This window comes from Klenkia sp. AC732 (assembly GCF_979256525.1).
On record NZ_CEEDOS010000039.1, the window covers coordinates 20,538 to 42,643 of the forward strand.

Here is a 22,106-nt window from a genome sequence, read left to right on the forward strand (position 1 = left end):
ACCACCCCGGTCCACCGCGACCGGTCACGACGAGCCCCCGGCCACCGGCCGGGGGCTCGTCGCGTGTCCGGGGTCTCCCGGGACGGCTGTCAGACTCGGCGGCGTGCAGCTGCCGTTGGTCGGGATCGGTGTCGACGTCCACGCCCTGGAGGCCGGGCGGCCGCTGTGGGTCGCCGGCCTGCACTGGCCCGACGCCGCGGCGGGCCTGGCCGGGCACTCCGACGGCGACGTCGTCGCCCACGCGGCCTGTGACGCGCTGCTGTCCGCCTCGGGCGTGGGCGACCTGGGCGGGGTGTTCGGCACCTCCCGCCCCGAGTACGCCGGGGCCTCCGGGCTGACCCTGCTGCGCGAGACCGCCCGGCTGGTGCGCGCCGCCGGGTTCGACATCGGCAACGTCGCCGTGCAGCTGGTCGGCACCACCCCGCGGATGAGCGGACGTCGGGACGAGGCGGTCGCGGTGCTGACCGACGCACTGGGCGCCGTGGTCCGGTTGACCGCCACCACCACCGACGGGCTGGGCCTGACCGGACGCGGCGAGGGCATCGCCGCGATCGCGACCGCCCTGGTCGTGCCCCGGGACTGACCGCCCGGGCGGACCCCCGGGTGGACCGGCGGCGGCGGACGCGACACGATGCACGTCCCCGAGGTCTCGAGGTGACGGTGCCCACGCCGACGTTGCAGGTCGTCCCCGCGCTGGGTCCCGCCGTGCCGGGTGACCCCCGGTGAACGCCCCCGCCGAGGTGCCCCCGGTCCCGGTCTTCTTCCTCTCCGACTCCACCGGCATCAGCGCCGAGATCATGGGCAACGCCCTGCTCATCCAGTTCCCCGAGCTGGTGTTCGACCGCACGCTGATCCCGTTCATCTCCACCGTCGAGCAGGCCCGCGACGTCGTCGCCCAGCTGGACCGGGCCATGGACGACGTCGCCGACGGGCACCCGCAGCCGCTGGTGTTCTGCACCGCCGTCGTCGACGAGGTGCGTGCGACGCTGCTGGCCACCCGGGCGCCGGTGATCGACCTGTTCGGCACGCACATGGCCCGGGTGGAGGAACTGCTGGGCGCCAACGGGCTGCGCGAGGCCCGTCGGCTGCACGGGGTGGGCGACGTCCGCCGGTACAACGACCGGATGGCCGCCGTCGAGTTCGCCATCGAGCACGACGACGGCCAGACCTTCCGTGTCATCGAGCGGGCCGACGTGATCCTGCTGGCGCCCTCCCGGTGCGGGAAGACCCCGACCGCGATGTACCTGGCCCTGCAGCACGGGCTCTTCGTGGCCAACTACCCCCTCGTCGACGAGGACCTGGAGACCACTGACCTGCCGCGCCCGGTCCGCGACCACGCCGAGAAGTGCTTCGGGCTGACCACCACGGTCACCCGGCTGTCCCGGGTGCGGCAGGAGCGCCGACCGAACTCGCGGTACGCCTCGGAGGCCCAGTGCCGGGGCGAGCTGCGGCAGGCCGCCGCCATGTACGACCGGCACCGGCTGCCGACCATCGACACCTCGAGCTCGTCGGTCGAGGAGATCGCCGCGCTCGTCGTGCAGACCCTCAAGCGCCGGCGGCCGGGCCGCCGGCCCGCTGCCGTCACCGCCCCCACCCCAGGAGGAACCCCGTGAGCACCGTGCGCGCGAGCACCGAGAACGTCCGCTGGTTCGCCGAGCTGGGCATGGGGGACCTGGAGGAGGTCGGCGGCAAGAACTCCTCGCTGGGCGAGATGATCTCCCAGCTCGCCGACGCCGGCGTCCGGGTGCCCGACGGCTTCGCCACCACCGCCTCGGCCTACCGGCACTTCCTGGGCGACACCGGCCTGTCCGAGCGGATCACCGCGCTGCTGGGCTCCCTGGACGTCGACGACGTGCGCGCGCTGTCCGCCGCCGGCCGCGACATCCGCGGCTGGATGGTCGACCAGCCGTTCCCCGAGGACCTCGAGGCCGACATCCGGGCCGCCTACGACGAGCTCGTCGGGGGCGACGGCGAGTTGTCCTTCGCCGTCCGGTCCAGTGCGACCGCCGAGGACCTGCCCGACGCCTCCTTCGCCGGTCAGCAGGAGACCTTCCTCAACGTGCGCGGCATCGACGCCGTCCTCACCGCGATCCGCGAGGTCTACGCCTCGCTCTACAACGACCGGGCCATCGCCTACCGGGTGCACCACGGCTTCGAGCACGACGCGGTCGCGCTGTCGGCCGGCGTGCAGCGGATGGTGCGCTCGGACATGGGCTCCTCCGGCGTCATGTTCACCATGGACACCGAGTCCGGGTTCCCGGACGCCGTGTTCATCACCTCGGCCTACGGGCTGGGGGAGGGCGTGGTGCAGGGCGCGGTCAACCCCGACGAGTTCTACGTCTACAAGCCCTCGCTGCGGGCCGGCAAGGCCGCCGTCCTCAAGCGGGGCGTGGGGGACAAGGCGACCAAGATGGTCTACACCTCCGACGCCACCGTGGGCCGCACGACGGAGTTCGTCGAGGTCGACCCGGCCGACCGCCGCAGGCTGTCGCTCACCGACGACGAGGTCCTCCAGCTGGCCCGGTACGCCCTCACCATCGAGGAGCACTACGGCCGGCCGATGGACATCGAGTGGGGCAAGGACGGCGTCGACGGCGAGCTGTACGTGCTGCAGGCCCGCCCGGAGACCGTGGTGTCCCGCTCGGGCAACGCGATGGAGCGCTTCAAGCTCACCGGCAGCGGCACCGTGGTCGTCGAGGGCCGGGCGATCGGGCAGAAGATCGGCGCCGGCGCGGTCAAGGTGCTCTCCGACATCGACCAGATGGCCGACTTCACCCACGGCGACGTGCTGGTCGCGGACATGACCGACCCCGACTGGGAGCCGATCATGAAGCGCGCCTCGGCGATCGTCACCAACCGCGGCGGGCGGACCTGCCACGCGGCGATCATCGCCCGCGAGCTGGGCATCCCGGCCGTCGTCGGCACCGGCGACGCCACCCGGTCGCTGAGCGACGGGCAGGAGGTCACCGTCTCCTGCGCCGAGGGCGACGTCGGCAACGTCTACGAGGGCCTGCTGGACTTCGAGGTGGAGGAGACCCGGCTGGACGCGATGCCGGACATCCCGACCAAGATCATGATGAACGTGGGGACGCCGGAGCAGGCGTTCGCGTTCTCCCGGCTGCCCAACGCCGGCGTCGGGCTGGCCCGGCTGGAGTTCGTCATCAACCGGCAGATCGGCATCCACCCGCGGGCGCTGCTGGACCTGGACACCCTGGACGGCAGCCTGCGCGAGGAGATCACCGAGACGATCGCGGCCTACCCCTCGGCCCGGGACTTCTTCGTCCAGCGGGTCGCCGAGGGCGTCTCGATGATCGCCGCGGCGTTCGCCCCCGAGCCGGTCATCGTGCGGATGAGCGACTTCAAGTCCAACGAGTACGCCAACCTCGTCGGGGGGGAGCTCTACGAGCCGCACGAGGAGAACCCGATGCTCGGCTACCGGGGTGCCTCCCGGTACCTGTCGGCCGACTTCGCGGACTGCTTCGCGATGGAGTGCGAGGCGCTGCGGTACGTGCGCGACGAGATGGGCCTGACGAACGTCAAGATCATGATCCCGTTCGTCCGGACGGTCGCGGAGATCGAGGGCGTGGTGGAGCTGCTGGCCTCGCACGGGCTGCGGCGCGGGGAGAACGACCTGTCGGTGGTGATGATGTGCGAGCTGCCCTCCAACGCCCTGCTCGCCGACGCCTTCCTCGACCACGTCGACGGCTTCTCCATCGGCTCCAACGACATGACCCAGCTGGTGCTGGGCCTGGACCGGGACTCCAGCCTGGTCGCCGCGACCTTCGACGAGCGCGACCCGGCCGTGCTGGCCGTGCTGGAGATGGCCATCAAGGCCTGCCTGGCACGCGGCAAGTACGTCGGGATCTGCGGGCAGGGGCCCAGCGACCACCCCGACCTGGCCGAGTGGCTGGTCGAGCAGGGGATCGAGTCGATGTCGCTGAACCCGGACACCGTGGTGGACACCTGGCTGCACCTGGCGAAGGCCGGCGCGGCAGGCGCGTGACCGCGGCCCTCGTGCTCCTGGCCGCCGGGTCGGGCACCCGTACCGGCTACGCGACCAACAAGGTCTTCCAGACCCTCGCCGGGCGCCGGGTGCTGACCTGGAGCCTGGACGCGACGCGGGCGGACCCCGGCTACGGGCCCGTCGTCCTGGTGGTGCGGGCCGACGAGGTCGCCACCGCCGAGCAGGTGCTGCGCGAGGAGGCGCCCGGCCGGGACGTGCGGGTGGTGGTCGGCGGGGACTCCCGGCACGCCTCGGAGGAGCGGGCCCTGGCGGTGCTGGCCGACGAGGTCGCGCGGGGCGAGGTGGACGTCGTCGTGGTGCACGACGCGGCCCGCCCCCTCAGCGGGGGCGCGCTGTTCGCCCAGGTCGTGACGGTGGCCCGCGAGCACGGCGGCGCCGTCCCCGGGCGGCGGCAGGCGACGGTGCTGGACCGGGCCGGGCTGACCGCCCACCCCGGCGAGGTCGTCGGGGTGCAGACCCCGCAGGCCTTCCGCGCCGACGTGCTGCTGGCGGCCTACCGGGACGCCGCCCGGGAGCGCTTCACCGGCTCGGACACCGCGGCGTCGGTGGAGCGCTTCGCCCCGGGGGTCGCCGTCCGGCACGTCCCCGGGCCGGCGGGCAACATCAAGATCACCTACGCCGAGGACCTGGCGCTGGCCGAGCAGCTGGTCGCCCGCGGCGCCGGCGGGCGGTGACCCCGACCCGGCTCAGCGCAGCGCGTGCAGGGACTCCATGAGGACGACGTCCTCCCGGTCGCCCAGCCGCCGTCCCCACGAGGACACCTCCAGCGGCACCCGGGGGGCGTGCGGCAGCGCGGCCAGCACGGCCGACAGGTCGGCGAGCTGGCCGGTGAGGGGCAGTGCCGCGGCGAGGTCGTCGAGCAGGTCGGGACCCACCACGAGCGGTGAGGCCAGCGCGGCCAGCGCGTCGCGGTCCACGGTGCCGACGAGCACGCCGTCGCGGACCTGCTTGAGGGTGTCGGTGACCGGGCGGACGCCGACCACGACCACCCCGGGGCCCGCGGCCGCCTGGAGGGCGACCGCCTCGGCGAGCGCGGCCGCCGGGAGCAGCGGGCAGGCGGCGTCGTGCAGGACCAGGGGACCGGCCACCCGGTCGCGCCAGGGGGAGGCGGGTCCCGGTGCCGTCGCGGACAGACCCGCGGCCGCGACCGCGGCGCGCGCGTGGGCCACCAGCGGACGGCCCTCGAGCAGCAGGTCGTCGGCACCCGACGGGCCGCCCGTGACCACCAGGCCCACCGGCCCGGCGTCCCCGGTGGGGGCACCTGGGGTCCGGGACACCCCGCGGACGCTACCCAGCCCGCCCGCGACCGGGACGGACCCACCCCGGCGGTCCGTACACTGCGCCCGGTGAGCCTCCGCCTGTACGACACGGCCGCGCGTGCCGTGCGCGACTTCACGCCCCTGCGTGCGGGACGGGTCTCCATGTACGTCTGCGGCCTCACCGTGCAGGGCCCCCCGCACATCGGGCACGTGCGTGCCGCGCTGGCCTTCGACGTGCTGCGGCGCTGGTTCACCCACGCCGGCCTCGACGTCACCTTCGTCCGCAACGTCACCGACGTCGACGACAAGATCCTGGCCAAGGCGGCCGCGGCCGGCGTCGAGTGGTGGGACTGGGCCTACCGCAACGAACTGGCCTGCACCCGGGCCTACGAGGTGCTGGGCACCCTGCCGCCCACCTACGAGCCGCGGGCCACCGGCCACGTGCCGGAGATGGTCGCCCTCATCGAGCGGTTGATCGAGCGCGGGCACGCCTACGCCGCCGGTGGCGACGTGTACTTCGACGTCCGGTCCTGGCCGGCCTACGGCGAGCTCACCGGCCAGGCGCTGGACGACCTGCTGCCCGCGGCGGACTCCGACAGCGAGGACCTCAAGAAGGACCCGCGGGACTTCGCGCTGTGGAAGGCGCACAAGCCCACCGACCCGGAGACGGCGTCCTGGGCGACGCCCTGGGGCCGCGGCCGGCCCGGCTGGCACCTGGAGTGCTCGGCGATGGCCGAGAAGTACCTGGGCGCCGAGTTCGACGTGCACGGCGGTGGGCTGGACCTGCGTTTCCCGCACCACGAGAACGAGCAGGCCCAGTCCAAGGCCGCCGGCGACGGGTTCACCCGGTACTGGCTGCACAACGGCTGGGTCACCCTGGGCGGGGAGAAGATGAGCAAGTCGATGGGCAACACCGCCCTCGTCGACGACGTCGTCACCCGCGTGCGGCCGGTCGAGCTGCGCTACTACCTGGTCGCCCCGCACTACCGCTCCACCATCGAGTTCACCGACGCCGCCCTGGCCGAGGCGGGACAGGCCTACCGTCGGGTGGAGTCCTTCGTCCGCCGCGCGGCCGAGCGGGTCGGGGCGGACGCCGGTCAGCCGGTGCTGCACCCCGACTTCACGGCCGCGCTCGACGACGACCTCGCCACCCCGGCGGCCATCGCCGCGGTGCACGAGGCCGTCACGGCGGGCAACTCGGCCCTGGCCGCCGGCGACGACGCCGCGGTCGCGGCTGCACTGGGCTCGGTGCGGGCCATGCTGGGGGTCCTCGGGCTCGACCCGCTGGACCCGCAGTGGACCGAGGCCGGCGGTGACGAGCGGCTCGCCGAGGTCACCGACGGCCTGGTCCGGCTCGCGCTGGACCAGCGCGCGGCCGCCCGGGCGCGCAAGGACTACGCGGCGGCCGACGCCATCCGCGACCAGTTGACCACCCTCGGCGTGAGCGTCGAGGACACCCCGTCCGGTCCCCGCTGGGAACTCACCCGGTGAGCGCGGCCGGACGGACTGCAGCACGGAGAGAGGTGACCCGCTGATGGCGGGCAACAGCCAACGACGCGGCCGCTCGGAAGGCGCCGGCAAGAAGACGGCGACCGGCGGGACCGGCGGCAAGAACCGGCGGTCCCTCGCCGGGCGGGGGGCGACCCCCAAGGCCGAGGACCGGCCCTACCACCCGGCGCACAAGAAGGCCCGGCAGGTCGCGGTCCGCCGCGAGGGCCGGGCCCGCGTGCAGCGGCGCAACGAGGAGACCCCCGAGCTGCTGCTGGGCCGCAACCCGGTCGTGGAGGCCCTGCGCGCCCGGATCCCGGCGACGGCGCTCTACGTCGTCACCGGCGACACCAGCCGCGGCGGCACCGACGAGCGCATCGCCGAGGCCGTGCAGCTCTCGGCCGCCCGCGGCCTCCCGCTGCTGGAGGTGGGCCGCGCCGAGTTCGACCGGATGAGCGACGGCGCCCTGCACCAGGGCATCGGCCTGATGGTCCCGCCCTACGAGTACGCGCACCCCGAGGACCTGCTCGACATCGCCCGGGACAGCCAGGTCGCCCCGCTGATCGTCGCCCTGGACGGGGTCACCGACCCGCGCAACCTGGGTGCCGTCGTCCGCTCCGCGGCGGCGTTCGGCGCGCACGGCGTCGTCGTCCCGCAGCGGCGTGCGGTCGGCATGACCGCCTCCGCCTGGCGCACCAGCGCCGGTGCCGCGGCCCGCATCCGGGTGGCCCGCGCGGTCAACCTGGCGCGCGCCGTCCAGGGGTACCAGGAGGCCGGCCTGCAGACCGTCGGCCTGGCCGCCGACGGCGACATGAGCCTGCACGACTACGACGGCCTGGCCGACCCGGTCGCGCTGGTCGTCGGCGCCGAGGGCGCCGGTCTCTCCCGGCTGGTCCGGGAGCGCTGCGACGTCGTCCTGTCGATCCCGATCACCAAGGACACCGAGTCGTTGAACGTCAGCGTCGCGGCCGGCATCGCCCTGTTCGCCGCGGCCTCCGCACGCCGCTGACGCCGGGGACGGCGGTGCGGCTCCGGCTGGAGCCGCACCCCGAGGGCGGCTGGTACCGGCGCACCTGGACCGGGCCGGCCGCCGAGGGCGGGCGGCCCGGGGCCACCGCGATCCTCTTCCTGCTGACGCCGGGGGAGTCCTCGGCCTGGCACACCGTCGACGCCGACGAGCTGTGGCTGTGGCACGGCCCCGGCCGGCTGGAGCTGCAGGTGGGTGACGACGTCCTGGTGCTGGGGCCCGACGCCGTCCAGGGTCTGGTCCCGGCCGGGGTCCGGCAGTGTGCTCGCCCGCTGGACGAGGACGAGGTGCTCGTCAGCTGCGTGGTGTCCCCGGGCTTCGAGTGGTCGGGTTTCGCGCTGGGCTGAGTCCGGTGCGCCTCAGCCCAGCAGCTGCGCGACCGTGTAGATGACCAGCCCCGCGAGCCCGCCGACGACGGTGCCGTTGACCCGGATCCACTGCAGGTCGCGGCCGACCTGCAGCTCGATGCGGCGGCTGGTCTCCTCGGTGTCCCAGCGGGCCACGGTGCTGCTGACCAGCTCGGCCAGGTCGCCGGAGAACCGGTCCACCACGTAGCCGGCGGCCCGGCGGGTCTGCCGCTGGACCTGGTCGCGGACGGTGGGGTCGGTCTGCAGCAGCGTCGCGGCCTGCCGGATCAGCCCGGCGACCCGGGCGCGCAGCTCGGAGTCCGGGTCGGCGGCCGCGGTGACGACGGCGTTCTTCGCGTTGGTCCACAGCGACCCCGACCAGGTGCGGACGGCGGGGTGGTCCAGCAGCTCGTCCTTGAGCGACTCGACCCGGGCGGCGGTGGCGGGGTCGGTGCGCAGGTCGTGCACGTAGGCGCGGAGGCGCTGGTCGTAGGAGACCCGCAGCTGGTGCCGGGGGTCCTCGCCGACCTCGGCGAAGAAGCCCTGCAGCAGCGAGAAGACCCGGTCGAACAGGCGGTCGTCGACCCAGATCGGCACCCAGGACGGCGAGGCGTCACCGAGCTGGGCGCGGAAGACGGCCTGGTTCTCCTCCAGGAAGGCGGCCAGCGCCTTGAGCCCGGCGCTGAGCACCTCCTGGTGCCGGTCGCCCTCCACCACCAGCTCGATGGCCCGGGCCAGGGCGGGGGCGGCCGGGGTGTCCCGCAGTCGGCGGTCCACGAGAGCCGCGACCGCGGGCTGGACGTCCTCGTCGCGGAGCAGCTCGCCCAGGGCCCCGAGCGCCACGCCGGCGTCCCCGGCCAGCCGCTCGGCCCGGCCCGGGGAGGCCAGGAAGTCGCCCAGCTTCCCGGGCACGTCCACGGCGGCGACGCGCTCGTCGACGACGGCGCGGGTCAGGAAGTTCTCCTGCACGAAGGCGCCGAGGCTCTCCCCGATCTGGTCCTTCTTGCGCGGGATGATCGCGGTGTGCGGGATCGGCAGCCGCAGCGGGTGCCGGAAGAGCGCGGTGACGGCGAACCAGTCGGCCAGCGCGCCGACCATCGAGGCCTCGGCGGTCGCCCGGACGTAGCCGACCCAGGTGCGGTCGCCGCCGACGAGCACGCACGCCAGGAAGACCAGCGCGGCGACGACGAAGAGCCCGGTCGCCAGCCGCTTCATCTTCGCCAGGTCCCGGGCCCGGGCCGGGTCGTCGAGGGCGCCGGTCAGCGGGAGGGGGGCCGTCGTCACCGGGCCCAGCGTAGGAGGCCGGACACGCGAGGACCCCCGCACCCGGGTGGGGTGCGGGGGTCCTCGTCCGTCGTCGACGTCCCCGGCATGGGATCCCTCGCATACGGCAGGGAGCGCGCGTCGTATGCGAGGGATCCCATGCCGGGGCGGGCGGGGCCTCAGCTGGAGGCGGTGCCCAGCGTGACGTCGACGGTGCTGGTGCTGTCCCCGCGGCGGACGGTCAGGGTGACCTGGTCCCCCGGTGAGGCGCTGCGCACCGCGGCGGTGAGCTCGGTGGAGGTGGTGATGGCGCGGTCGCCGACGGCGGTGACGACGTCGCCGACCCGGATGCCGGCCTGGGCGGCGGGGCCGCCGTCGGCGACCTGCGCGACCTGGGCGCCCTCGCCGACCTCGGCGTTCTGGGCCGCGGTCTGGGCGCTGACGCCCAACAGCGCGTGGCTGGCCGACCCGGTGCGGATGATCTCCTGGGCGACCCGCTGGGCGGTGTTGGACGGGATGGCGAACCCGACGCCGATGTTCCCGCTCTGCGCGGACTCCTGGCCGGGCACGTCCGCGGCGGCCACCGAGGCGATCGCGGAGTTGATGCCGACGACCTCACCGGCGGCGTCGACCAGCGCGCCCCCGGAGTTGCCCGGGTTGATGGCGGCGTCGGTCTGGATGGCGTCGATGACGGTCACGTCGGTGTCCGAGCCGGTGGCGACGGCCCGGTCCGTGGCGCTGATGATCCCGTCGGTGACGGTGTTGGAGAGCCCCAGCGGGGCACCGATGGCCACCGCGAGGTCACCGACCTGGACGTCGTCGGAGTCGGCGAAGGCGGCCGGGGTGAGCCCGGAGGCGTCGGTCAGCTTCACCACCGCGAGGTCGGAGGAGGGGTCGGTGCCCACGACGCTGGCGTCGTAGAGCGTGCCGTCGGCGGTGCGCACCTGCACGGTGGCGTCCCCGGTGGAGCTGTCCAGGGTGACGACGTGGTTGTTGGTCAGCACGTAGCCGTCCTCGGTGAGGACGACGCCCGAGCCGGACCCGGCCCCCGAGGAGTCGGTGACGTAGACCGTGACGACGCTGGGGGCGGCCTTCGCGGCGGCGGCGGTGGCCGAGGTCGCCGTCTGCGGGTCGGTGATGACGACGTTCTGCGCGGAGGTGGCCGTGGGGGAGGAGCCGGCGCCCTGGTCGACCAGGCTCACCACGCCCGCCCCGGCGCCGCCGCCGATCAGCGCCCCCGCGACCAGCCCGGCGACGCCGAGCTTCCACCGGCCGGCCCGCCTGGCGGGCTGCGGCGGCTGGAAGACCGGCGGCAGCTGGCCGCCGGCCGGGGCGCTCACGCCGGCGTGGGCCGGCTGCGGGTGCTGCCCCCACGCCTGGCCGGGGTGGGGGGTGGACTGCTGACCGGTCCAGCCCTGGTGCGGCGGCACCTGCTGCGGTCCGGGCGCCGAGAAGTGTTGCGCCGGGAACTGCTGCGCCGGGAACTCCTGCGTCGAGGGCTGCTGGGCCGGGAACTGCTGCGGCAGGCCCTGCGTCGGGTACCGGTCGCCGTTCTGCCCGGTCTCGTCCGCCGGGCGGTTCTGCTCGCTCACGTGGTTCCTCCGAGTCTGGCCGGGGGCCGGTGCCCCCGCTGGAGTCCACGGTGCGCCGCTGCCGTGGGCCGGAGCTGCACGTGGGCTGTGAGGTGTCTGGACGCGGTCAGCCGCCCGCGCGCACCCGGCCGGCGGCGACCAGCTCGGTGACCACCCAGACGGCGACGACCTCCGCGGCCAGCAGGCCCACGAGGACCAGCAGCTGGGCGGCGCCGGCCTGCACGGCGCTGCCGCCCCCGAGCAGGACGCCGACGAAGGCGCCGGGCAGGGTCACCAGCCCGACCGTCCGGGTCTGGTCCAGCGCGGGCACCAGTGCGGTGGAGGCGACCGGGCGGGCCACCTCCAGCACGGCGTCGCGGCGCAGCAGCCCCAGGGCCAGGGCTGCCTCCACCTCACCGGCGCGTTGCTCCAGCTCGTCGAGCAGCCGCCGGCCGGCCAGCGAGGTGGCGGTCATGGTGCCGCCGATGACGATCCCGGCGATCGGCACGAGGGCCTCACCGCGCAGCGGCACGGCGCCGCTGGCGAGGACCAGGGTCAGCACGGGCAGCACGCCGGCCGCGATCGGCAGGCCCAGCAGGGCCGTGCGCCGGAGCAGTCCCGGCGAACGGACGCCGCGACCGGTGACCCGGCCGGCGGAGGTGGCCGAGGCGACGACCAGCATGACCAGGGCGAACGCCGCCGAGGACCACAGCGACCGCACCACGGCCACGACGAGCACCGACACGACGGCGAGCTGGACGGTGGCCCGCAGCGCGGCCTGGACCAGCGGCCGTTCCTGACCCAGCCCGGACACCCGTCCCGCCGCCGCGGTCAGCCCCACGAGCACGACGAGGACGACGGCCAGGCCCGGCCCCAGCTCCACCACCGACGACCCCACGGACGGCGATCCTGCCCGGTGCCGCCCCGGCGGGCGGACGAGGGCCACAGACCGCACCCTGGAGCCCATCCGGCGCGGGGGTCCGCTGCGAACACGGGCTGTCCCTGCAGGGTCCTCGGACCCTGCCCCGCGCCCCGACCGCCCCGGAGGTCCCGTGCCCGTCGCTGACCTCCCGGCACGGGCGCTGCGGGTGGTGCTGCTGACCCCGGCGGCGGCGGTCGCGGTCGTGGGTGGGCTCACCCTGGCCGGTCACCAGCTGGTCACGGTGGGGCTGGCCGCGGCGGTCGCCGCGGTCGTCGGCGCCAGCATCGCCGGGGAGTCCCGGGTGCCCGACGCCCGTCGCCGCGCCGTCGAGGCCGCCTGGCGCTCGGCCGTGTGGACCGTGGGTGTGCTCCTGGGCCTGGCCGGGCTGGCCGCGATCGGCGGCGGCTGGCTGGCCGCGGTCGGGGGCCTGACCGGTGCGGGCGTGGCCCTCGTCGTCCTCGCGCTGCGGACCCGTCGGTCGGCGCCGGGGACCTCGCCGTCGCTGCCGCTGGGCCCGGGTGACGACGACGAGGCGCCCAGCCTGCCGCCGGTCGCCGAGCTGTCCACGGAGGCGCTGGGCCGGGAGTGGCAGCGCACCGCGAGTGCACTGTCCGCGGCGCTGGAGCCGACCACCCGTCAGCACGTGGTCCGACGGCGGCAGGACACCCTGGACGAGCTGGAGCGGCGCGACCCGGAGGGCTTCGCCCGCTGGCTGACCGCCGGTGCCCGCACCGACAGCGACCCGGCCGAGCACATCCAGGGTGACGCCGCCCCGGGTCCCGCCTGAGCGGGGTCAGGCCAGTCCGCGCACGATCCCGCCCAGGTCCACGGCGGAGGGGTCCTCGAAGCGGTCCGCGGCGGCGGTGAGGGTGTCCAGGACAGCGGCGGTCAGTCGGTCCTGCACGCCGGCCTCGCCGAGGGCGGCGACGATCAGCCGCGCGTCCTTCACGGCCCCGGTCAGCGCGAAGCTCACCGGGAACTCCCCGGCGGCCATCTGCGGGCCCTTGAGGTGGGCGTAGGGCGTGTCGACCGCGCCGCCCTCGATGGCCGCCAGCCAGTCGGCCGGGTCCAGCCCTAGCCCCTGGGCCATCGCCACGGACTGGGCGATGCCGGCGGTCACCGAGAGCACCCAGGCGTTGGCGACCAGCTTGAGCCGGCTGCCCCGCCCGGCCTCGCCCAGCCACAGCGTCCGGCTGCCGACCGCGTCCAGCACCGGGGCGAGCAGCTCCTCGACGTCGGCGCGGGGTCCGCTGGCCAGCATCACCAGCGTGCCGGTGTCCGCCGGCTGCCTGGTCCCCAGGACGGGGCAGTCGACCAGCACCAGGCCCAGCTCGCGGGCCACCTCGACGGTGCGGTCGGCGCCCTCGATGCCGACCGTGGTGGTCTGCAACCAGACCGTCCCGGGCGCCGGGGCGGCCTGCCGCACCACCTCGATCGCGGAGTCCGCGTCGAAGAGCATGGTGAGGACGACGTCGGCCCCGCGGACGGCCTCGGCGGCGTCGTCGAAGGCCTGCGCGCCGTCCCCGGCGAGGACGCGGGCCTTGGCTGCGTCCCGGTTCCAGGCCCGGACCGGGAGCCCTGCGCGCAGCAGCGAGCGGGCCATGCCGGCGCCCATGGTGCCGGTGCCCAGCACGGCCACGGTGGGGGTGGGGGAGGTCGTCATGCCCCGATCCTGCGGCGCCGCCGACGGGTCGGCCAGCGCGGGTGGGCCGGGGGCTGCCGGTAACCTCGGCGGCGCACCCGCCCCGTTAGCTCAGTGGTAGAGCACCCGCCTTGTAAGCGGAAGGTCGTCCGTTCAATCCGGACACGGGGCTCCGTCCGGGCCGGTCCGCGGGCCCGTCGTCACCGCGCGGACGCCGCGGTCCCGTGCCAGGGTCGGGGTCCCGCCACCGGGTCCGACCGGTGGCCCTGCGGTGGGAGAACCGTTGAGCGACCACGTGTACCGGCTGAGCGAGATCGTCGGCAGCAGCACCACCAGCGTCGACGACGCGATCAGGACCGCCGTCCGGAAGGCCTCGGAGACCGTCCGCAACATCGAGTGGTTCCAGACCCAGGAGATCCGCGGTCAGGTCGTCGACGGTGACGTCCAGTACTTCCAGGTGACGATGAAGATCGGCTTCCGCGTCGAGGACTGAGCTCAGCCCAGCACCACGTCGGCGCCCCGGACGGACACCGCCAGCGGCGTGAGGCCGGTGGTCGCCGGCCCGGCCAGCACGTCGCCGGTGTCCGGCGCGAACTCCGAGCCGTGACAGGGGCAGCCCAGACCGCCGCCCACGAGTGCCCGCACCCGGCAGCCCTGGTGCGGGCACTCGGCGTCCCAGGCCACGACGGCGTCCTCCCCGGTGCGCACCACCAGCACCCGGCGGCCGTCGACCTCGATGTCGAGGGCGCCCTCCTCGGGCACGTCGGCCAGGGCGGTGATCGGGTCCCCGGGGCCGGCCCCCTCGACGGAGGGGACGCCGCCGCACGCGGTGAGGGCCAGGGTCAGGCCGCCGGCGCCCAGCAGGGCTCGTCGGGACAGGCAGGGCGGGTGCACGGAGGACCTCCGGGGGAGCGGGCGGGGCCCCAGTCTGGCGGTCAGTCGTAGCTGCCGGCGCCGTCCCGGCGGTACCGGGCGTGCTTCTCCACCGAGTCGCGCTCCGCCCGCCGGGCGCGGACCCGGGCCGCGGTGCCCGGCGGCCAGCCGGCCTTCACCGCCCGGTGCTCGGTGGTCTCCACCATGTAGGCCGCGGAGAACAGCAGGCCCAGGAAGACCCCACCGCCGGCCGCGGCTGCCCGGAACCCGAAGGGCACCGGGACGGCGAGCAGGACCACCAGCAGGACCGGGGACAGCTGCACGAGCGCGCGGACCAGGTGTCGCACCGCCCAGGTGCGCCGGGTGGTGTCGGCGAGCACCCAGTCGCGGTGCTCCGCGGGCAGTCCACCGCCCAGGGCGTACCAGACCCACCGGACGGGGCCGGGACGCGTGGGCACGGGACCAACGGTAGGCGTTCTGTGCGCCCGCTGGGAGACCGGACGCGGGCCCATCCGGGCGTGCCGGGGACCCCGAACGGCCCTCGGAGTTCCGCATCCGCCCGGTGCGGCTTGACTGAGCCCACTTGTGGCCGTAGACACACGCTGCATCGGTCGGTCGGGCGAGGAGGTCACGTGTACGCGGAGGAACGCCAGGAGCACATCCTGCGGGCCGCCCGGTCCGCCGGCCGGGTCGAGGTCACCGAACTGGCGGCCGAGCTCGACGTCGCCCCGGAGACGATCCGCAAGGACCTCACCGCCCTGGAGCGGGTCGGCGTCGTCCGCCGGGTCCACGGCGGCGCCATCCCGGTCGAACGACTGGGCTTCGAGCCCGCCGTCGCCGCCCGCGACGTGGTGCTCACCGCGGAGAAGGAGCGGATCGCCAAGGCCGCGATCGCCGAGCTGCCCGAGGACGGCGCGGTGCTGATCGACGCAGGCACCACGACCGCCCGGCTGGCCGACCTGATGCCGACCGACCGCGAGCTCACCATCGTGACCAACGCGCTGCCGCTGGCCTGCAAGCTGGCCGCGTTCCCCAACCTGAACGTGCTGCTGCTCGGTGGCCGGGTGCGGTCGCGCACGCTGGCCTCCGTCGACGCCTGGGCGCTGTCCGCGCTGGCCGGGGTCTACGTCGACGTCGCCCTGCTGGCCACCAACGGCGTCTCCGTCGAGCGCGGGCTGACCACCCCCGATCCGGCCGAGGCCGCGATCAAGACGGCCATGATCGCCGCCGCCCGGCGGGTCGTGCTGCTGGCAGACCACAGCAAGGTGGGCCACGACCACTTCGCGCACTTCGGCGACCTCGAGTCGGTCGACCTGCTCATCACCGACACCGGGCTCGACGAGCGCACCGCCGCCGAGCTCGCCGCGGTCGGGCCGCGCGTGACCCGGGTGTGACCCGTCGCGCACGGTGAGAGGCTGACGGCAACGCCGCACCACCCCAGACCAGAGGAGCGCCGTCCCATGGCGAGCATCGAAGGCAACGACGTCCGCAAGCTGGTCATCGCGTGTGACGCGGGCATGGGCAGCAGCGTGCTGCTGGCCAACCAGCTCAAGAAGCGGCTGCGGGGCAGCGACGTCGTCGTCGTGCACAGCCCGGTCGACTCGATCCCCGGGGACGCCGACCTGGTGCTGACCCACTCCAAGCTCGCCGACCGAGCCCGCGGCTTCGCCGGGCAGCGCCCCGTCGTCCCCTTCGACCTGTTCGTCGGTGACCCGGCCGTCGAGGGCGTCGTCACCGCGATCATCGCCGGCACCACCATCGAGGGCTGACCGGCGGTGACCGAGGACCTGGTCACCGGGCTGCTGCACCCCAGCCGGATCGTGCTGGACGGGCGCGCCGTCGACAAGGCCGACGCCGTCGGTCAGGCCGGGGCGATGATGCTGGCCGCCGGGGCCGTCGACCAGGCCTACGTGGACTCGATGCTCGAGCGCGAGGAGTCGGTCTCCACCTACATGGGCGAGGGCGTCGCGATCCCGCACGGCACCAACGCGGCCAAGGGCGGGGTCGCGGCCGACGTGCTGACCGTGGTCCGCTACCCGGCCGGGGTGGACTGGGGCAACGGCCGGGCCGAGATCGTCATCGGGATCGCAGCCACCGGCGAGGGCCACCTGCCGGTCCTCGCCGCGCTGGCCCACGTGCTGATGGACCCCGACCGGGCGGCCGCGTTGCGCGGTGCGACCACGGTCGACCAGGTGCTGGAGCTGCTCACCGCGTCGGAGGAGGACCAGGACTGACCGTCGCGGGGTGACCGCCGTCGGGTCCCGGGGGTGCCAGGATGCCGGCGTGCAGCCGCCCCAGCCTCCGTACGGCCAGCCCCCGTACGGCCAGCCCTCCTACGGCCAGCCCTCCTACGGTCAGCCCTCCTACGGCCAGCCGCCGTACGGGCAGTCGTTCCCCCAGCCCGCCCCGCTGGGACCCCCGCCGCGGGTGTCGGCCGGGGTGCGCGCGATCGGCCTGGTGGCCCTCGGCGTCGCCCTGGTCGGGCTGGCGGTCTTCGGCGGGTACGAGACCGCGCTGCACGAGGCCGGCAAGCTCGAGGCGGTGCTGTGGTTCCTGCCCGCGATCGCGGCGCTGCTGGCGATGACGGCGGTGTGGCAGGACACCGTGTTCGCCCTGCGCTGCGACGGGCGGGTCCTCGTCGGCACCGGGCTGCTGGGCAGGCAGGGCGTGGACCTCGCCCGGCTCACCGCGGTCACGTCCGCGGTGGCCGCCCGGTCGGTGACCGTGCAGCTGCGCGACGACGCCGGAGGGGTGTCCTTCGACGCCGAGCACCTCGTCAAGGCCGGGCAGCCGGCCTTCGACGCGGTCGGGCGCGCGGTCTGGGACGGCCAGCAGCAGCGCCGCTACGTGGTACCGGTCGGTGCGGCGGGGGTCTGGGGCATGCCGACGCTGCCGGGCGCACCGGCCAACGGGAAGAGCGGCGCCACGCCCAAGGCGCTGACGATCGTGGGTCTGCTGGTGGCCGGGCTCGTGGTCGGCCTGCTGCTGGGTCTCTGACACCCGGGGGTCAGAGCCGGCCGACCCAGGAGTTCGCGGTCGCGGCCTCCTCGTAGTCCAGCTCCTGCAGCACCGCCCGCATCACCTCGTCGTCCAGGTGGCCCTTGTCGCGCTCCTCCATCAGCACCCGGCGCTGCACCTCGATGATCTCCTGGCGCACCCGGTGGAACACCTGCGCGCGCGTGCGGCTGCGGTCGGCGTCCTCCCGCTCCTCGGCGCGGACCGAGGCCGACATCGACCGAGCCCGGGCCAGCAGCGGGCCGCGGATGCGCTCGGCCACGGCGTGGGCACGCTCGGGGCCGACCCGCTCGGCGAGCTCCTGCTCGACCTCGGCGATCCGCTCCATCGCCGCCGCGGTCGCCCGCTCGGCCAGGTGCACCTCGGCCTCGGCGTCCCGGCGGGCCTGGTCGGGGTCCTGCACGTCCAGGCGGCGGATCAGCCACGGCAGGGTCAGGCCCTGCAACAACAGGGTGCCGATCGCGGCGGTGAAGGCCAGCAGCTGCAGCACGTCGCGGTCGGGGAAGTCCGCCGGCACCGCGGCGGCCGCGGCCAGCGTCACCACCCCCCGCATGCCGGTCCAGGAGATGACCGCCTGGTGCCGCCAGCCGGGCCGGTGCGACCGGGAGGACCGCCGGGCCCACGGCCGGGGGAGCCGGCGCAGCGCCTCGACGGCGAAGACGAACAGCGGCCGGACGACGATCGCCGTCCCCAGCACCGCCAGCGCGGCCCCCACCAGGGCGCTGTTGGACCGCTGCGAGGCCTCCACCGACTCCACGACGTAGCGCAGCTGCAGCCCGATCAGCGCGAACACCACGGCCTGCAGCAGCAGGTCCAGCGAGCTCCACAGCGGGCGTTCCTGCAGCCGGCTGGCGTACCCGGCCTCGGGGGACTTGTGCCCCAGGTAGAGCCCCGCGGCGACCACCGCCAGCACACCGGACCCCTCCAGCTCCTCGGCGAGCAGGTAGGCGGCGAAGGGGACCACCAGACCCAGCACCGACGTCACCACCGGGTCGTCCAGGCGCAGCCGCAGGGCGTGCACGACGACGCCGATGAGCAGGCCGAGGGCGACGCCGACCCCGACCGCCAGCCCGAAGGTCTCCGCCGCCACGCCCCAGTCCAGCCCGAGCACCCCGCCGCCGACGCCGAACACCGCGGCCAGCGCCACCTTGTAGAAGGTGAGCGACGCGGCGTCGTTGATCAGGCTCTCGCCCGAGAGCACCGTCATCACCGGACGGGGCAGGCCCAGCTGGCGGCCGATCGCGGCGGCGGAGACGGCGTCCGGCGGGGCGACGACCGCGCCCAGCACCAGCGCCGCGGGCAGCGGCAGCCCGGGCACCACCCAGTGCGCGACGAGCGCCACCACCACCGCGGTGACGACGACGAGCACCACGCCCAGCTGCACGATCGGGCGCAGCAGGGCCCGGAAGTCGGCGTAGGAGACCTCGAGTGCCGCCGAGTACAGCAGTGGTGGCAGCACCACGGCCAGCAGCAGGTCGCCGTCGATGGCGAACTCCGGGACGCCGGGCACGTAGCTGGCCACGAAGCCGACCAGCACCAGCAGCAGCGGTGCCTGCCAGCCCAGTCGGCGGGCGGCCGCGGCCACCGCGATCGCACCCACGGCCAGTGCCAGCAGCTGTGCGCCCTCCACGGGGCCCCTCTCCTCGTGCGGTCGTGGCGCCGGGGCCGTCGCCGGGGCGCCGCTGGTTTGGGGGTCCCCCTCGACGGTGCATCCCCGGGAGGAGTCCCGCAGCCCGTGGGGGCCACCGCCGTCAGGAGTCCAGCATGTCCGAGCACGAGCAGGTCCACGCGTGAGTGGTCAGGTGGTCGTCGTCACGGGCGCCAGCGGCGGCATCGGGCGGGCCACCGCGGTCGCGTTCGCCCGGCGTGGTGACCGGGTGGCGCTGCTGGCCCGCGGCGAGGTCGGGCTGGCCGCCGCGGCCGAGGAGGTCCGCGCCGCGGGTGGCACGCCGCTCGTCGTGCCGGTCGACGTCGCCGACGCCGACGCGGTCGAGGCCGCCGCGTCCCGGGTGGAGGCCGAGCTGGGCGAGATCGACGTCTGGGTCAACGTGGCCTTCACCGCGGTCTTCGCCCCGTTCGCCGAGCTCACCCCCGCCGAGTACGCCCGGGTGACCGAGGTCAGCTACCTGGGGTTCGTGCACGGCACGATGGCCGCGCTGCGCCGGATGCGCCCCCGGGACCGGGGCGTCGTGGTGCAGACCGGGTCGGCGCTGGGTCGCCGCGGCATCCCGCTGCAGAGCGCCTACTGCGGGGCCAAGCACGCGGTGAAGGGGTTCACCGAGTCGCTGCTGACCGAGCTGAGGGCGGAGGGCAGCAACGTGCACGTGACCCGGGTGGACCTGCCCGGGGTCAACACCCCGCAGTTCAGCTGGGTGCTGAACAAGATGCCGAAGCGGCCGCAGCCGGTGGCCCCGATCTACTCCCCGGAGCTGATGGGCCGGGTGATGGTGCACGCCGCGGAGCACCCGCGCCGGCGCGCCTGGTGGATCGGCACCCCGACGGTCTACACGGTGCTGGGCGCCGAGGTGTGGCCCCAGTTCATGGACTGGTACCTGGCCCGTGGCGGCATCGAGGGTCAGCTCACCGACGTCGACGCCTCGCCCGCGGACCCGGCGAACCTGTACGAGCCCGCCGACGGCGAGGGCGGCCGGGACTTCGGCGCCGAGGGCCGGTTCACCGACCAGCAGTGGACCTGGGACGCCCAGATCTGGGCCAGCAGGTACCACGGCACGGTCGCCGCGGTGGCCGGTGCGGGCCTGGCCGGGGGAGTGGCGGCGTTGCTGCGGCGGCGCCGCGGCTGACGACACCGGGCGCCTAGGGTGCGGCCGTGAGCGAGCAACGCGCCGGGGTCCTGATGGGCCTGGCCGCCTACGGGCTGTGGGGCCTCTTCCCGCTGTACTTCCCGCTGCTGGAACCCGCGCAGGGCGTGGAGATCGTGGCGCACCGGATCGTCTGGTCGCTGGTGTTCGTGGCCGTCCTGCTGACGGTGCTGCGCAAGTGGACCCTGGTGCGTCGGGCGGTGGTCGACCGGCGCACGATGCTGGTCCTCGCCGTCGCCGCGGTGCTGATCACCGGCAACTGGCTGACCTTCGTGATCGCGGTCAACTCCGGCCACGTGGTGGAGACCTCCCTCGGGTACTTCGTCAACCCGCTGGTGAGCGTCCTGCTGGGCGTGGTGGTCTTCCGGGAGCGGCTGCGCAAGCTCCAGTGGCTCGCCGTGGGGATCGCGGCGCTGGCGGTCGTGGTCCTCACCGTCGACCACGGCCGGCCGCCCTGGATCGCGCTGTTGCTGGCCGGCACCTTCGCCACCTACGGGCTGATGAAGAAGCTGGTCCGGGTGGAGGCCGCGCCGGGCCTGCTGCTGGAGACGCTGGTGCTCGTGGTCCCGGCGCTGGTGGTCATCGGGGTGCTGCAGGCCCGGGGGACCGGCACCGTCGGCGACGCCGGGGGCGGGCACGTCCTGCTGCTGCTGAGCTCGGGGGTCGCCACCGCGATCCCGCTGCTGCTCTTCGCCGCGTCCACCCGGCGGGTCCCGCTGTCCACGGTGGGCCTGCTGCAGTACCTGACCCCGCTGATGCAGCTGGCCATCGGCGTGTTCGTCTACGGCGAGCCCATGCCGCCGGCCCGGCTGGTGGGCTTCGCCGTGGTCTGGCTGGCCCTGGCGGTCTTCACCGTCGACAGCCTGCGGGCGGCCCGCGCGCAGCGGCGGACGGCGCCCGAACCGGTGCCCGCCGGCCTCTGAGGCCGGAGTTGTCAGAGGTTCGTGGCACCGTCGTCAGCGGGTCGGGGACGGAGTCGTCCGATGGCTCTCGGTGACGCCACTGGGGGCCGTGGACCGGAGGGTGCGGGTGGTGCGGACGCGCACTCACCGGGTCCCTGCGGGCCTCCGCCGAGGGGGTTAGCGTCGGGTCTCACCCCCTCGGCGACCCCGGTCCCGCACGCCCTGCGACCGCCCGCCGAGCTTCCCCGCCAGACCTGGAGGACCCCCCACCGATGAGCAGCGACGCCGCCCCCGCCACCCCGCTCCACACCTCGCTCCACGCCTCGGACGCGACCGGTGACGTGGACGGCGACGGCCTCGTCGGCGAGTCCTCCGGGCTGCCGCGGCGGGAGCGCGACGTGCTGGCGTTCGAGCGGCAGTGGTGGCGGTACGCCGGGGCGAAGGAGGCCGCCATCAAGGAGCAGTTCGGCCTCTCGGCGACCCGGTACTACCAGGTGCTCAACACCGTCATCGACCGGCCCGAGGCGCTGGCCGCCGACCCGCTGCTGGTGCGCCGGCTGCGCCGGATGCGGGCCACCCGCCAGCGGCAGCGCTCGGCCCGCACCCTGGGCATCGACCTCTAGGGGCGACTAGGGTCGGTCACCGTGGGGAGGCATGGGACACCGGACGGTGAGCTGAGCCCGGCGGACGGTGACCCCGGTCGTCCGGTCGGCGACGACGACCCGTCCGCCCCCCGCCCCGACGACGACCAGCTGACCACCCTGGGCCGTCGCACCCGCGCCGAGCGGCGCCGCGAGGGGCTGCTCCCCCCGGGGGAGGACCCGCTGTCCGGGCGTCCGGTGCGTGCTGTGCGGCCCACCCCGCCCCCGCCGCCCTCCCGCAGCGCCGACGCCGCACCCGCCGTCCCCGCACCCGCCGTCCCCGCACCCGCCGGCCAGACACCGCCGCCGGGAC

General features: G+C 75.1%; 24 protein-coding genes, 1 tRNA gene and 1 pseudogene. 18 read left to right on the plus strand and 8 right to left on the minus strand.

Annotated features, from left to right (window positions below; translation table 11 throughout):
* Positions 1-103 precede the first annotated feature (103 nt).
* From ispF to AC0IVP_RS17135, 4 genes are all read left to right on the plus strand, one after another.
* Positions 104-583, plus strand: a complete 480-nt coding sequence (gene ispF / locus AC0IVP_RS17120) for a 2-C-methyl-D-erythritol 2,4-cyclodiphosphate synthase (RefSeq protein WP_471758093.1) — start codon at positions 104-106, stop codon at positions 581-583.
* Between the two features lie 139 nt (positions 584-722).
* Positions 723-1,613: a pyruvate, water dikinase regulatory protein gene (locus tag AC0IVP_RS17125; protein WP_471758095.1), complete on the plus strand. Its 891-nt coding sequence runs from the start codon at positions 723-725 to the stop codon at positions 1,611-1,613.
* Positions 1,610-4,003 carry a phosphoenolpyruvate synthase gene (gene ppsA, locus AC0IVP_RS17130; protein WP_471758097.1) on the plus strand — a complete coding sequence of 798 codons (2,394 nt, stop codon included), beginning with the start codon at positions 1,610-1,612 and terminating at the stop codon, positions 4,001-4,003. Before AC0IVP_RS17125 ends, ppsA begins: the two co-directional genes overlap by 4 nt.
* Positions 4,000-4,698, plus strand: a complete 699-nt coding sequence (locus tag AC0IVP_RS17135) for an IspD/TarI family cytidylyltransferase (protein ID WP_471758100.1) — start codon at positions 4,000-4,002, stop codon at positions 4,696-4,698. Before ppsA ends, AC0IVP_RS17135 begins: the two co-directional genes overlap by 4 nt.
* A 12-nt stretch (positions 4,699-4,710) precedes the next feature.
* Here the strand turns inward: AC0IVP_RS17135 and AC0IVP_RS17140 are convergent, their stop codons facing one another.
* Positions 4,711-5,301, minus strand: a complete 591-nt coding sequence (locus tag AC0IVP_RS17140; RefSeq protein WP_471758102.1) for a 2-C-methyl-D-erythritol 4-phosphate cytidylyltransferase — start codon at positions 5,299-5,301, stop codon at positions 4,711-4,713.
* 69 nt (positions 5,302-5,370) lie between these two features.
* On the opposite strand from AC0IVP_RS17140, the gene cysS reads away from it, so the two are divergent.
* The 3 genes from cysS to AC0IVP_RS17155 are packed head-to-tail and all read left to right on the plus strand — an operon-like array spanning position 5,371 to position 8,145.
* A complete protein-coding gene (gene cysS, locus AC0IVP_RS17145) occupies positions 5,371-6,774 on the plus strand; it encodes a cysteine--tRNA ligase (protein ID WP_056293460.1) in 1,404 nt (467 codons plus the stop codon).
* A gap of 43 nt (positions 6,775-6,817) precedes the next feature.
* Positions 6,818-7,780, plus strand: a complete 963-nt coding sequence (gene rlmB, locus AC0IVP_RS17150; protein ID WP_056293456.1) for a 23S rRNA (guanosine(2251)-2'-O)-methyltransferase RlmB — start codon at positions 6,818-6,820, stop codon at positions 7,778-7,780.
* Positions 7,781-7,794: 14 nt separating this feature from the next.
* The gene (locus tag AC0IVP_RS17155; protein ID WP_235564694.1) at positions 7,795-8,145 is read left to right on the plus strand and encodes a cupin domain-containing protein; all 351 of its coding nucleotides are present in this window, start codon (positions 7,795-7,797) and stop codon (positions 8,143-8,145) included.
* A 12-nt stretch (positions 8,146-8,157) separates the two neighbouring features.
* On the opposite strand, the gene AC0IVP_RS17160 is transcribed toward AC0IVP_RS17155, so the two are convergent.
* The 3 genes from AC0IVP_RS17160 to AC0IVP_RS17170 all read right to left on the minus strand — a co-directional run bounded on the left by AC0IVP_RS17160 (position 8,158) and on the right by AC0IVP_RS17170 (position 11,877).
* Complete coding sequence (locus tag AC0IVP_RS17160; RefSeq protein ID WP_056293451.1) at positions 8,158-9,429, minus strand: DUF445 domain-containing protein; 1,272 nt, start codon at positions 9,427-9,429, stop codon at positions 8,158-8,160.
* Positions 9,430-9,587: 158 nt separating this feature from the next.
* Positions 9,588-11,000 carry a S1C family serine protease gene (locus tag AC0IVP_RS17165; RefSeq protein WP_471758104.1) on the minus strand — a complete coding sequence of 471 codons (1,413 nt, stop codon included), beginning with the start codon at positions 10,998-11,000 and terminating at the stop codon, positions 9,588-9,590.
* Positions 11,001-11,106: 106 nt separating this feature from the next.
* Entirely contained in the window at positions 11,107-11,877 is a 771-nt protein-coding gene (locus AC0IVP_RS17170; RefSeq protein ID WP_471758106.1) for an ABC transporter permease, read from the minus strand.
* A 154-nt stretch (positions 11,878-12,031) separates the two neighbouring features.
* Here AC0IVP_RS17170 and AC0IVP_RS17175 point away from each other — a divergent pair, with 154 nt between their 5' ends.
* Positions 12,032-12,688, plus strand: a complete 657-nt coding sequence (locus AC0IVP_RS17175) for a hypothetical protein (RefSeq protein WP_471758108.1) — start codon at positions 12,032-12,034, stop codon at positions 12,686-12,688.
* Positions 12,689-12,694: 6 nt separating this feature from the next.
* Here the strand turns inward: AC0IVP_RS17175 and AC0IVP_RS17180 are convergent, their stop codons facing one another.
* A complete protein-coding gene (locus AC0IVP_RS17180; RefSeq protein WP_471758110.1) occupies positions 12,695-13,564 on the minus strand; it encodes an NAD(P)-dependent oxidoreductase in 870 nt (289 codons plus the stop codon).
* Between the two features lie 79 nt (positions 13,565-13,643).
* On the opposite strand from AC0IVP_RS17180, the gene AC0IVP_RS17185 reads away from it, so the two are divergent.
* Both AC0IVP_RS17185 and AC0IVP_RS17190 read left to right on the plus strand, forming a co-directional pair.
* Positions 13,644-13,715 (plus strand) — tRNA-Thr (locus AC0IVP_RS17185).
* A gap of 111 nt (positions 13,716-13,826) precedes the next feature.
* Positions 13,827-14,036 (plus strand): dodecin, encoded by a 210-nt coding sequence (locus tag AC0IVP_RS17190; RefSeq protein ID WP_056293440.1) that lies wholly within the window; start codon positions 13,827-13,829, stop codon positions 14,034-14,036.
* Between the two features lie 2 nt (positions 14,037-14,038).
* On the opposite strand, the gene AC0IVP_RS17195 is transcribed toward AC0IVP_RS17190, so the two are convergent.
* On the minus strand, positions 14,039-14,437 hold the full coding sequence (locus tag AC0IVP_RS17195) for a Rieske (2Fe-2S) protein (RefSeq protein ID WP_471758112.1): 399 nt from the start codon (positions 14,435-14,437) through the stop codon (positions 14,039-14,041).
* Positions 14,438-14,478: 41 nt separating this feature from the next.
* Entirely contained in the window at positions 14,479-14,874 is a 396-nt protein-coding gene (locus AC0IVP_RS17200) for a DUF5313 family protein (RefSeq protein ID WP_056293433.1), read from the minus strand.
* Between the two features lie 174 nt (positions 14,875-15,048).
* On the opposite strand from AC0IVP_RS17200, the gene AC0IVP_RS17205 reads away from it, so the two are divergent.
* The 4 genes from AC0IVP_RS17205 to AC0IVP_RS17220 all read left to right on the plus strand — a co-directional run bounded on the left by AC0IVP_RS17205 (position 15,049) and on the right by AC0IVP_RS17220 (position 17,413).
* On the plus strand, positions 15,049-15,810 hold the full coding sequence (locus tag AC0IVP_RS17205) for a DeoR/GlpR family DNA-binding transcription regulator (RefSeq protein WP_056293431.1): 762 nt from the start codon (positions 15,049-15,051) through the stop codon (positions 15,808-15,810).
* Between the two features lie 66 nt (positions 15,811-15,876).
* On the plus strand, positions 15,877-16,185 hold the full coding sequence (locus tag AC0IVP_RS17210; protein WP_056293428.1) for a PTS lactose transporter subunit IIB: 309 nt from the start codon (positions 15,877-15,879) through the stop codon (positions 16,183-16,185).
* A gap of 6 nt (positions 16,186-16,191) precedes the next feature.
* Positions 16,192-16,650, plus strand: coding sequence for a PTS mannitol transporter subunit IIA (locus AC0IVP_RS17215; protein ID WP_200938815.1), 459 nt, complete (start codon positions 16,192-16,194; stop codon positions 16,648-16,650).
* Positions 16,651-16,699: 49 nt separating this feature from the next.
* Positions 16,700-17,413 (plus strand): hypothetical protein, encoded by a 714-nt coding sequence (locus AC0IVP_RS17220; RefSeq protein WP_471758114.1) that lies wholly within the window; start codon positions 16,700-16,702, stop codon positions 17,411-17,413.
* Between the two features lie 10 nt (positions 17,414-17,423).
* On the opposite strand, the gene AC0IVP_RS17225 is transcribed toward AC0IVP_RS17220, so the two are convergent.
* Positions 17,424-19,061 (minus strand): Na+/H+ antiporter, encoded by a 1,638-nt coding sequence (locus tag AC0IVP_RS17225; protein WP_471758116.1) that lies wholly within the window; start codon positions 19,059-19,061, stop codon positions 17,424-17,426.
* A 160-nt stretch (positions 19,062-19,221) separates the two neighbouring features.
* Here AC0IVP_RS17225 and AC0IVP_RS17230 point away from each other — a divergent pair, with 160 nt between their 5' ends.
* From AC0IVP_RS17230 to AC0IVP_RS17245, 4 genes and pseudogenes are all read left to right on the plus strand, one after another.
* Positions 19,222-20,232, plus strand: a complete 1,011-nt coding sequence (locus tag AC0IVP_RS17230; protein WP_056293418.1) for an SDR family oxidoreductase — start codon at positions 19,222-19,224, stop codon at positions 20,230-20,232.
* Positions 20,233-20,258: 26 nt separating this feature from the next.
* Positions 20,259-21,173 (plus strand): EamA family transporter RarD, encoded by a 915-nt coding sequence (rarD, locus tag AC0IVP_RS17235; RefSeq protein WP_471758118.1) that lies wholly within the window; start codon positions 20,259-20,261, stop codon positions 21,171-21,173.
* A gap of 251 nt (positions 21,174-21,424) precedes the next feature.
* Positions 21,425-21,775 carry a DUF3263 domain-containing protein gene (locus AC0IVP_RS17240; RefSeq protein ID WP_056293405.1) on the plus strand — a complete coding sequence of 117 codons (351 nt, stop codon included), beginning with the start codon at positions 21,425-21,427 and terminating at the stop codon, positions 21,773-21,775.
* A gap of 21 nt (positions 21,776-21,796) precedes the next feature.
* Positions 21,797-22,106: pseudogene (locus tag AC0IVP_RS17245) on the plus strand (hypothetical protein); the annotation flags it as partial.

Coding starts and splice junctions, on each gene's coding strand:
- rlmB (WP_056293456.1), top strand. CDS start 6,818: ATGGCGGGCAACAGCCAACGACGCGGCCGCTCGGAAGGCGCCGGCAAG.
- AC0IVP_RS17240 (WP_056293405.1), top strand. CDS start 21,425: ATGAGCAGCGACGCCGCCCCCGCCACCCCGCTCCACACCTCGCTCCAC.
- AC0IVP_RS17180 (WP_471758110.1), bottom strand. CDS start 13,564: ATGACGACCTCCCCCACCCCCACCGTGGCCGTGCTGGGCACCGGCACC.
- AC0IVP_RS17210 (WP_056293428.1), top strand. CDS start 15,877: ATGGCGAGCATCGAAGGCAACGACGTCCGCAAGCTGGTCATCGCGTGT.